This is a genomic window from Sulfurimonas sp. (assembly GCF_028694605.1).
Taxonomy (GTDB): domain Bacteria; phylum Campylobacterota; class Campylobacteria; order Campylobacterales; family Sulfurimonadaceae; genus Sulfurimonas.
This window is the reverse complement of record NZ_JAQVKP010000003.1, coordinates 86385-99336: the sequence shown is the minus strand read 5'-3', so window position 1 is coordinate 99336 and position 12952 is coordinate 86385. Positions and strand designations below refer to the sequence as shown.

Below are 12952 nucleotides of genomic sequence, written 5' to 3'. Positions count from 1 at the left end.
TTTTACTTTAAGATAAGGGGTCTTTTATGTCAAAGCTAATGGGGACAGTAACAAAAATAACAGGTGAATATCTTGTAAAATCGGCAGATGGAACCATCAAGATACTTGCAGTGGGAAGCAATGTTTTTGAAGACGATATCATTGTCGGAAACAGCGGTATAGAGCTTGAACTCGCACTTGCAAACGGCGATATCCTCGAACTTGCCGGCAATCAAATTGCCAGATTGGGTGAAAGCGTAGGTTCTAAAGATGTTGTTGATGCGATACATACGCAAATTGATGTAGATGATTTTTTTGCGGGATTGGATCAAAATCTTTTTTACCTTGAAAATTATGATGACACACCGACTGCATCTGTCTCCTTGGATAAATACTCTCTTGGTTCAACGGTAGATCGCACTGGGGAAGAGACAGATGTCTGGGCTCAAATCGCGCCTCATGAAGCGAGTATAACGCCTGATGAGTTGTCCGGGGTCACAACAGAAGATATCATGGTAGATACAATTGCAGAGGCAGGAACCGTGACAATCTCCGCAATTGCCGGAGATGATATCATAAGCGCAGCTGAATCAGGAGCACAAACAATCACAATTAGCGGAACGGCGATAGGCGGGGATATATCTGAGGGCGACATTGTAATGGTTGTAGTAAATGGAACCAGCTATACAACCACAGTTCAAGCAGACGGAGCGTTTTTGGTTGAAGTTGCAACATCTGATTTGGTTGCAGACAACTCCGTGTCGGTATCGGTAGCTTCGGCAGACAATGCAGGAAACAGCGTAACTTCTGAAGCTTCAAGGGATATTACGGTCGATTTGAGTGCAGAGGCAGGAGCAGTGGTTGTAGATCCAATTACGGCTGATGACATAATTAACGCCACCGAAGCCGACTCAAGCGTAAATGTAACAGGAACTGCCCTTGGCGGAGATATCAAAGCAGGCGATGTGGTTACAACCTCAATCAACGGCACTGCTTACACTACGACCCTAAAGAATGACGGAACATTCACATTTGCGAATGTGGCAGGAGCCGATCTTGTAGCTGATACGGATTTTACGGTAAGCGTAGTAAGCTTTGACGCAGTCGGCAATACTGTTACTTCAATCGGCGATTCAACTCATGCAGTTGACACAACAACAACCGTAACAGCCAACCTCTCAGACACGTCAGATTCGGCAGGAGCAGGAACAGCCGGAACAACAACCGATAACCTAACAAACGACAACACCCCAACGATTGAGGGAGTAGGAGAAGCAGGCTCTGCCATAACGGTTTTAATAGGCGGACAGACACTGACAACCACAGTAGCAGATAACGGGAGTTGGAGCGTAACCGCATCCGCTCTTGCCGATGGAAACTATACAGCCGCCATCACAGCTGTTGATAAAGCAGGCAACTCCGCAACCACAACCCAAACACTAAGCGTTGACACAACAACAAACGTAACAGTCGATTTGGCAGATGTATCCGATTCGGCAGGAGCAGGAACAGCCGGAACAACAACCGATAACATCACCAAAGACAACACCCCAACCATCACGGGAAGCGGAGAAGCAGGTTCAAGCGTTGTTATCACGGACGCAGGCGGCAACCAAGTAGGCACGGCTATCGTCGGGGCAGACGGAACATACTCCATCACAACCTCAGCTCTCCCAGACGGTACTCAAACTCTCACGATAACAGCTGCCGACATAGCCGGAAATGTCGCAACTGCTACACAAACACTAACTATAGATACTAAGATAGCTACCCCAACAATCACACTTGAAGCTGCTGATGCAAACAGTGACGGAATTTATAATAAAGCTGAGCTTGGAAACGATGGAACCGTAAAAGCTACAATAAGCGTAGTCGGTTCAAGCGTTGGCGATACACTAACTTACACTGTAAACGGAACTTCAACTTCCGTAACACTTACAGCCAGTGACATCGCAAATGGTGTATCTGTAGATGTGGCTCCAAACGCAGGCGTAACTGCAATACTATCTGATGTGGCAGGAAACAGCTCATCAACTGCAAGCGCAACTGCTCTTGATGCAGACATATCTGCTACCGCAGGAACGGTTAGTGTTAACCCGATTACAGCTGATGGTGTTATCAATGCCGCTGAGTCCAATTCAACAATCACTGTAAGCGGAAGCGCAATCGGCGGAGATATTAAAGCAGGAGACAGCGTATCGACAGAAATTAATGGTACGGCATATACAACAACCATAGGAGCTGACGGAACATTTAGCTTTAGTGTAGCCGGAGACGACCTTGCGAATGATACGAACTTTACCGTAAGCGTAGTTTCAACAGATACGGCCGGCAACAGTGTCACTTCAACCGTTGATTCGGTCCATAGCGTGGATTTGGTTGCAAATACGTTTATCCAAGGCGATATATTGACAGTGCAAGACAATGACCATGCAACACCTTATGGCAGAGGAGATAGTAGCGACATTGCTACGGGCAACTTCTTTACCGGCCATATCAGTGTGACTAAAAACGGAGTTACAACCACATATGAAAATGGCTCACATGTTGATGGCAGTGCCGATATTGTAGGCATTAGATGGTCGCAGCAGTTTGAAACTAACTATACCGCCGGAAACTCGGTAGAAGGTGCAAATATTTTTGATGCAAACGGAGAGTACTCACGCATTACAGACCAAGGGACGATTACCGTTAAGCAAAACGGCGACTGGATATTCACTCCCGGAGATTTTGAATATGCTCAGTCTGACTGGCAGTATGGTTTTGACCAATTCCATGTAGATGTAAAAATGGCCGATAGTGCAGGAAATATAACTGACTGGATAAGCCAAAAGATATTTATCAATCATGAGGCAGATACTATAGCCGATACAAATAGTGTAGCAGAAGATGCCATTTCGGTAACCGGTAATGTACTTGCAAATGATTCCGACGCCAACAACTCTACCGGCAAATACGGGCAGCTTGCAAACGACGGACAAGTGTTAAGTGTAGCAAATGCGGGTACTTATGACGGTCAATATGGAACACTTACTCTAAATAGCGATGGAAGCTATACATATACGCCAAACAATGCAAACCCTGCTATCCAAGCGTTAGGTGTCGGCGAGAGCGTAAGCGAAACATTTAGCTACACGGTTTCTGACGGTGAGGGCGGAATTTCTACAAGTACGCTGACGCTATCTGTAAATGGCACAAATGACGCACCGGTAGCTGTAGATGATGCCGGAGCGGGTGTAAATATCGTTGGATTAGAAGACACATCAATAACTATTGCCAAATCAAAACTCCTAGCCAACGATACGGATGTAGATGGAGATACATTAACAATCACAAGCGTGCAAGATGCTACTCACGGTACGGTGTCTCTAGTAGATGGCAATGTAGTATTTGCTCCGGAAGCAAACTATAACGGAGCTGTGACATTTGCTTATACCATAAGTGACGGTCAAGGCGGAACGGATACGGCTACGGTAACTCTTAATATTACGCCTGATGGCTACACTCTGGCACCAACGGCAGACATAACAGCTGCAAGCGACACCGGCTTATCTAACTCTGACAATATCACAAAAGACAACACGCCGACAATCACGGGTACTACGGAAAACGGAGCGACGGTAACCATAAAAGATGCAAACGGAAATATTGTAGGAACCGGCACGGCTGATAGCAGCGGCAACTACTCTATCACAACCTCGGCATTGGCTGAGGGTACGCAAAAACTTACCGTTACGGCTACAGACGCAGCAGGAAATATAGCATTTACGGAACAAACGATAATTGTGGATACACTGACGGCTATTACGGCAGACCTAGACGCCGCAAGCGACTCAGGAAAATCAAACAGCGATAATATCACCAACGATACTACACCTACTATCAATGGAGTTGGCGAAGCCGGTTCTGTGGTAACTATCAAAGACGGCAATACCGTGGTGGGAAGCGGAGTTGTGGCGGCTGATGGTACTTACTCCATTACAACAACGGTACTAGGCAACGGTACCCATAACCTAACGGTAACTGCAACCGATACGGCAGGCAACTCTGCAACAGCTACCCAATCGATAACGGTTGACACGACTGTATCTACAAATGTTGACCTTATAGCAGCAAGCGACAGCGGTATCAGCTCTACCGATAATCTAACAAATGATACAACCCCGACATTTACCGGCATAGCTCCGGCAGATACGGCTCAAGTAGAGATATTTGTTGATGGGGTGTCAAAAGGATTGGCAACCGTAACAAATGGACAATGGAGCTTTACTTCTAGTGTGCTTAGCGATGGAACTCATAATATAGCAGCGACTATTACTGATACAGCCGGAAATACAAACACCCAAAATCTGCTATTTAAAACAGATACAACAACAAATGCACTCAATGATACAAATACAATCGGCGAGGACGGAACTGCCATAACGGGTAGCCTTTTTGCAAATGACGGTACGCAGGGAAGCTTTACAAACGACGTCCATACTTTAAATACGCTAACAACGGGTGTCGGGCAGTATGGAAATCTGGTCGTAAATCAAAACGGTTCATACACATATGCCGTAGATACCGTAAAAACCCAGTTCTTAGCAGCCGGCGAGAGTACAACCGATACATTTACATATACAGCCAAAGATGATGCAGGAAATATAACAAACAGTGCAACGCTAACTATAACCATAACCGGTACAAACGATGCTCCGATAGCCAAAGCAGACACTATAGAGGGCGTACACCTAGAAGACAATGCCGTAGTTATCAATGTTGGCGATTTGCTTGCAAATGATACGGATGTGGACACAAACCATGATTTACTGTCTATACAGAGTGTTCAAAGTGCCACAAACGGAACAGTTGTACTAAACAATGACGGTACTATAACATTTACACCTACTGCAAATTATAGCGGGGCAGCTAGTTTTACATATACCGTTTCGGATGGCAAAGGCGGAACTTCTTCTGCAACAGCTAGTTTCAATATTACTCCGGTTACAGATGCGGTTAGTATTAATGCTACCGATTTAAGGGTATCTACAAATGAAGATGTAACTGTAAATATTACCGATACAATAAAAAATAATGTGACATTTGGGGATTTTGACGGAAGCGAAACACATACCATCACACTTGGAAATCTTGGTAATAGTGTCGTTTTGGTAAATGGTGTGGCTCAAGCGGCTAATGCTAGCGGTTTAGTTTCCATAAATATTCCAAGCTCGGCGGCAGCGGCATCTTACCCTACTATACAGCTAAAACCATACAGCAATTCAGATGTTGATTTAAGTGATATAACAGTAAAAGCATCTTCTCAAGACGGAAGCGGAAATACGGTAGAGTCCGCAAATTTTACAATAGATTTGAATGTAAAAGCAGTAGCGGACGGAACAAATATAAGCGTTAGCGGAATCTCTACGGTTGAAGATACGGCAAAAACACTAAATATAGGTATATCACTAAAAGATGGTGATAGCAGTGAAGTATATGATGCTATCTCCATAAAGTCTATACCGGTTGGCGCTTCTATACAAGATGCAAACGGAGTGACACTTTTCACATCTGAAACAGGCTCTACCACATATACATTGACAAACAGTATGAGTGCCGCTGATTTCCAAAACTTCGTAAAAGGTTTGAAAATACTCCCTGCTTCCAACTCAAGTGCGGACTTTACACTTACGGTAGAAACAACAACAAAAGAACTCTCCGGTGATGTTGCAGCAGGCGGTGAAACAAAAATCGATACCAAAAACATGACTATTACCGTAACGCCGGACGCAACTGACTCTACCATCACAAATGAAAATGTAAGCGGAACCGAGGACAGATACTTTAGCCTAAATCTTGGAACAGTTATGGGCGATGGCAGCGAATCTATAAGTAATTATAAGATTACCTCTTTGCCTGTCGGCAGCCACATAAAATATGCTTCGGTGGACGTGGTCATAACTTCAACCACACAAAGCGTAAGTGTTCCTACCGATTCGATAAGTTCCGTAGAGTTCAAACCGCCTTACAATTTTAGCGGAAGCCTTGCATTTAAACTAAGCGCCACCGTTAATGATAAAGAGGGTTCTGAAAATGCGGTTGCCAAGAACATTAGTAAAGATTTGAGCGTAAGTGTAGAAGCAGATGCGGATACTCCTGTATTGAGCGTAAAAACAGCTTCGGGAGATGAAGATACAAAAATAGAACTTGATATAAAATCTTCCCTTACGGATGTTGACGGCAGCGAGACTTTGAGTATTACTATTGAGGGTATCCCCGATGGAGCAAAACTATTTAACGGCAATACAGAGCTAAACGTGGTCGGCGGCAAGTGTGTGGTCGGCGGCTCCGAGCTAAACAATCTATATATCCAACCGCCTTTAAATAGTGATGCCGATTTTGACCTAAATATAAGTGCAACTTCAACAGAGTCAAGCAACTTAGATACGGCGACTGCTTCACAAACACTAAAAGTAGTCGTAAATGCAACGGCGGATACGGTAGTGGCGAGTGCAAGCGCATCTGGGGATGAGGACAGCTGGATAACCCTTGACTTAAAAGCAAATCTTAACGATGCAGACGGCAGTGAACATCTGTACGGAGTTATAGAAAGCATTCCTACAAGCGCTCAAATCCGTTTGCTGGATAGTGACGGCAATGTTGTGAATGATATGAGCGGTATGAGCCTCTCAAAATTATCAGACTCCGCTACTGACTGGAAACTGGATGAAACGCTTATGCAAAATATAAGCGAGGGTTCATATAAACTGCAAATATTGCCGAGCCAAAATTTTAGCGGCGAGATATCGCTAAACTTTAAAGCAATTTCACTGGAAAACAGCGGCGATACAGAAATTGTAAATATTCCTTTTAATGTAAATGTTGCAGGTATAGTTGAGGATTATGCTACTTCACAAAGCATCACGAGTACGGAAGACACATGGACAAATCTAAATCTTCCTATGGGCGGGGCAGAGACAAGCGAAAGTATTCAAGAGGGAAGTGTCAAGCTAACTATACCAAATGGCATAAGCTACAGTTTTGACGGCGGAGCGACATCATATACAAGCAGCGGAAGCGAAATAACTCTAAGCAATGCACAAGCTAACGCAATAATGATAAAAGCCCCTGAAAATTCAAATGTAGATTTTGGCGGTATAATATTTAAAAGAGTGATTGTCGATAGTGAAACTACAAATTTGGATGGGAATGCAGAAGTTACTACAAAAGAGATTACTACAAGTATCAGTGTAGATATGAAAGGTGTGGCTGACGGTGTAAGCGGGTTTGAGGCTAATGATGTGAGTATAACAAGCGGTTCAGCTAAGTGGTCTAACAATCTTGTAATAAATGGAGATGCTGAATCAGGCGAAAAATACTGGATAACCGATAGTGGGGATTTAGTTATTACGACGAGAAAAACCTATGAAGATGCGGATGGAGATAGAACCGGCAATATATTCTTAGGCAGAGGAACTACGGTAGCTCACCAAGATATTGATATTTCAAATGTAGAGGGCAATGAGTTTAAGCTCAATGCCGATTTTGCAGGATACAACAACGATAACGATACGGGTGAGTTAAAAGTTGTATTTAAAGATGCAAACGGAAATGTTTTAGGTGAATTTTCAACCGGAGCCATGACGGCAGATATAGGCTTTAATGCAATCGATACTCTCAGCGGCACCATTCCAGACGGTGCAACTACTGCGACAATAGTAATGTCACAAGTTTTAACGGGTGGAACTTATGCCAATGGAGAGTTTGACAATATCTCGTTTGTAGTCGGTAGTAGCGGCGGTTATACCGTTACCACAACAACGACCACAACCACAACGACTGAAGTTATCGACAACAGTAATCTCCCATCAGGTGTGTCGTACGATTCGGCAACCGGCAAATATTATCAAACTACTACAACGGCTTTTGTTGAAGCTGATACCAATGGTGCAACGCAGGCAACCGGCTTTACGGCTACCAAAACATTTAACACTCATGATGGTTCAGACTTCACCGGTACCGATAATGCAGATTATGTCAAATACAATCAAACCCAAAAAAGCTCTGCTGATGTAACACTGGGAGCAGGTGATGATAAAATGTACTTTGGTGAACACTCTTCCGGCAACAATACTTTGGGTGCAGGTGACGACCAAGTGTATGCAAGACAACTAACCAAAGGAACGGTAGATTTAGGTGAAGGAAACGACCATATTTATGGTAACGAGCATTTTGATTCAACGGCGAAAATCTACGGCGGCGCAGGCGATGACCATATTCAAACCCGTCAAATGAACAAAGGTATGGTTGACGCCGGCGACGGCAACGATACCTTCATCTCAGGTGAACATTTTAGCGGAACGATTTACATGGGAAGCGGCAATGACTATGCACAAACCGGACAAGCCATAACAGGACATATCTATGGCGGAACAGGCTATGACACAATTAAATTTGGTGATGTCAATGTCAAAAACAACTGGAACAGCCTCAAAGGGTATGTGCATGATTTTGAAAAAGTAATTTTCGCAGATGGTTCAACTTATGATTTGGATGCAAATAGCAACTTAGTTGCAAGCGGTACCAATGACGCACTCAAAACCGGTGAAACCACTACCAGTGAAATGAGTGATACATCTAGTTTGCCAACAACAACGATTCTTGAAACGACTACCGTCTCTGAAACAGTAGTCGTTGATGTTGTTTCTGCACCACTCTCGTCTGTTATCACTCAAGGCACTATGCTTGATAACGATACCAGCGAGTCTCGTTACTATATAATCGAAAATGATTCCACTGTTACAAACAACACATCTTGGGTTGTACAAGGCGGTATAAGCGTAGGTAACGGTATATGGTTGGTGAAAGAGGCTGATTTTGGGGATGCTAAGATAAATATCACTTCATTAAACGGAGACGGCAGCCTAAATCTTCAAGCAAGAGCCGTGACGATAGAAAATGACGGAGACTATAAAGTAGGCGATATAGATACATTTGCCATAAACTATAACCAAAACGGTACTCCTATCGCCGATGGAACGGGCAGCGGCACTTCCACCATAGCGGATGGTTTGGACTTGTCATTGCAGGTGGGTGTAGGAAGTGTATCTGAAGACGGCAACGGATTTGCTCTAAACATATCAGGCGCACAAGAGGGACACTCTTACGCAGTTATTTTTGATGCCTCAAGCGTTACAAACGGAACAATGGTTTCATCAAACGCATACAGACTGCCTGATGGAAAATATGTAACTACCGACATCTCAAGCATAAAAATAGTTCCAAACGATGACTATAGCGGAGACGTAACCGTACAAAATCTAACCATACTGGATACGGACAATTCAAGCGGCGGTGTTGTAAATGTCTCGCCTTCGCCTTGGAGTATAACTATTGATTCCAAGGTTGATGATTCTGTGATAGAGGGTATCTCATCAACGGAGACCGACGAAGGCGAAGTTATAAATCTAAATCTAAACATACACTCCTCAGACACAGACGGAAGCGAGAAAGTGGCGGGCAATATAGATATCACTCCTTCAGAAGGTTGGACGCTTAGATATTCCGATGGAAGCGAGATAAGCCAAAATGAGGGTGTATATAGTGTCGATAGTGCCAAACTCTCATCTCTTCAAGCACTTCCGCCTGCAAATGTTCACGGTGAGTTTGCATTTAAAGCCAGTTATGTGTGGAGTGACGGCAGCGTACAAAAAACAGTCACAAACCAAGAGTTTAAAGTGTCGCTTGCATCACAGGCGGACGATATAAATATTTCACTTACGCCGCAAGATGCTCATATGGCCGAAAACCAAAAAGTTTCTCTGGGACTTAATGTCATGCAAGAAGATAGCGACGGAAGCGAGATAGCATCCGTTGTTATCAGCGGGGTGCCGCTCGGTGCGACACTTGTGGATGCAAACGGAGCGTTATGCGGTGCCATAAGAGAGGTAAATGCAGATGAAACTACAACTTGGGTGCTTACAAAAACGCAGGCGCAAAATGCTCATATACAGCCTGATGAGGGATGGAGCGGAAACATAGAGTTAAGCGTCAAAGCTTATAACTATGACTTGGCAACCGCCCAGATTAGCCAAAGCGAGGCCCACTCATTTAGCGTAGTTGTTGACCCCGTAGCAAGTGAAGCAACCGTTTCAGCTCTTGATGCCACCGTGACAGAGACAGGCACAAGTGACGGTGCGGCAGTCTCTACGCCGATTAATGTAGGGCTTAGCGATACCGACGGCAGCGAATCTATAAGTGTTGTTTTGAAAAATGTTCCTGAAGGCGGAGCGTTTAACATGGGACATGCAGGAGAGCAAGTCGGTACTTGGGTCATAGATACGCCAAGATTGCAGCCGACTGATTTGTTGAGTTTGAAATTTACGGCTCCGGCACATGCGAGCGGTGATTTTGCCATAGGTGTAGAAGTTAAAACCATAGATTCAAACGGCGATACTTCCACGCAAGCATATACAGATACTCTTGATGTCAAGATAATAGCAACAGCCGATGAAGCCGCACTCAACACAAGCCAAAACACAGCAGATAGCACAAGGGGCGATGCCGGTGTTGCTATACCGCTCAAAATATCGGCGGCACTTGTAGATACAGACGGCAGCGAAAATATGAAAATAGTCATAGACACAGGCGGCAAAGGGACGTTAAGTGCGGGAGTTAACAATGGTGATGGCACATGGACGCTGCTAGGCAATCAGCTTGAGGGATTGACGATTACACCGAAGGCTACGGCAGACTTTGATGTTAAAGTAAAAGTTATAACAACAGAATCAAGCAACGCAAGCCAAGCCGTTACGGAAGAGCAAACTATTTCAATATTCTCAGGTGCCAACAATGAAACATTAGACGGAACATCCGGTGGCGATACTATAAACGGGTATTCGGGCAACGATACGATTAACGGCGGTGCGGGTAACGATACAATCAACGGCGGAAGCGGAAATGATACGGCACTCTTTAGCGGCAACAGAAGCGACTATACTATTTCTTACGATAAAGCCACACAAACATTTACGGTAGTGGGTGCTGATGGTACGGATACCGTAAAAAATGTAGAAAATTTCAAATTTATGGACGGTACATACGCAGTTACAGACGATGGTTTGACATCTACACCTACCTACTCCGTGTTTGCAGAGAGTGACAGCGGAGCAGTCGGTGACAACATCACTAATGACACAACCCCAACTATCATAGGCACTGCCGAAGCAGGAGCCAAAGTTGAGATTACAGAGGTTGTTAACACTCAAGCCGTAGTCGTGGGCAGTGGTTTTGCGGATAAAGACGGTAAATATTCGATTACTGTTTCTGAATTAATAGGCAGCGAGGATGGTGTAAATCATACCTTAACCATTGTGGCAACCGATATAGCCGGCAATAAATCTACTACGACACAAACCGTGACTATAGACACCGCAACCGCTACCCCAACTATCGGTGATATAGCAAATATAAACGGTGTATTGACCATCGGCGGAACGGCAGAGGCAAACAGTATCGTGACGGTTTTCAACGATACCCAAGCCGTAGCGACGGTAAGTGCCGATGCAAGCGGCAAATGGTCTTTTGCCGATACAAACGGCGTATTTGCCGTCGCAAGCGATGCGGATGCAAAAACATTTAACATCACGGCTACTGCTACCGATGTTTCCGGCAATGTCTCTCAAGCTTCAAGCGGTGTCAGCGTCATAATTGACGGTAATGATACTACAGCGCAAGTTATAAGAGGAACCGATGCTAACGACACTATATTCGGCGGAAGCGGAAATGATACGATTGATGCAGGAAGCGGTGATGATTATATAGTCGGAGGTGCAGGTAACGATACTATTGACGGCGGAAACGAAGATGATACGGCGGTGTTTAGCGGAGCATCCGGCGAATATACCATCACGAGAAACGACAACGGCAGCTTTACCGTCGCAGATACGGTTGAGGGCAGAGATGCAACCGATACTGTTTTGAATGTGGAAAGTTTTAAATTTGCAAATAATGAAACATACACATCAGACGATTTGCCTATCACGCCGGTTGCTAATCAAACTCAGACAGAAACAGAAGAATCAAGTGAATCTGTTCGTCTTGATGGTTTGGCAGAGATGGTAATCGAAGCACAAAGCAACGAACCGGATGCTCAAAGTTCTGATTTGGAGAATGTGCCGCTTAGTTCCATCTTTACGCTTGATTCAGAAGCGGCAACAACCGTTTTTGCCCAAGAGACGACATTGCTTGCCGATATTGAGGTAGAGGTGACCATGACAGAAATGACAACAGGAGCAGAACAAGAGACACAGGAGTTGTATGTCGATAACAGCGCTCAAGATACAATCGTTCAAATCGAAATCGATCAAAACGCGGGAATGGCATGAGATTTTTAGTCGTATGGATTTTTCTCTTTTTGACGCTTGTATCGGCGCAAGAAGAGAGCATCGCCGAAAAACGCTGGAGCGATTATCGCCGTTTTATGGAAAAAACAGCACTCTTGTCCAAGCAGGTACAGCTTGAGGAAATCAATGGCTATTTTAACCAAATCGTAAATGAACTTGATTCTCTTAACTGGGGTGAAGAAGATTACTGGAGTACTCCTAAAGAGTTTATCATACGAGGAAAAGGGGATTGCGAAGATTTTGTTATCGCAAAATATTTTGCTCTCAAAGAGCTTGGATTTGATGCTTCACAAATGATGATTATTATCGTCAAAGTAGATAACTTGCAAGAGTTGCATGCCGTACTGGGGGTCAAAAATCAATCCGGAGAAATTTTGATACTAGACAACCTTAGCTGGAAAATTCTCCCTATCACAAAAAGACGTGATTTGAAAATTGTAAAATGGGTGAATGAATCCTCTCTTAAGGCACAAGACCAAAGATTGGAAACTATCAAATTTTTGGGTGTTATTCAAAAAATAAAAAATGAGCGTTAGTTTGCAATTCAAACCTAAGTCTTATTTTATGATGCCGGATTTATAATCTTG

2 protein-coding genes are annotated in these 12952 nt (G+C 44.1%); both read left to right on the top strand.

The window, feature by feature from the left end; all coding sequences use genetic code 11:
* The first annotated feature begins 26 nt into the window (after window positions 1–26).
* On the top strand, window positions 27–12347 hold the full coding sequence (locus tag PHY84_RS02950) for an Ig-like domain-containing protein (RefSeq protein WP_299857570.1): 12321 nt from the start codon (window positions 27–29) through the stop codon (window positions 12345–12347).
* Window positions 12344–12901, top strand: coding sequence for a transglutaminase-like cysteine peptidase (locus PHY84_RS02945; protein WP_299857568.1), 558 nt, complete (start codon window positions 12344–12346; stop codon window positions 12899–12901). Before PHY84_RS02950 ends, PHY84_RS02945 begins: the two co-directional genes overlap by 4 nt.
* Window positions 12902–12952: the final 51 nt, after the last annotated feature.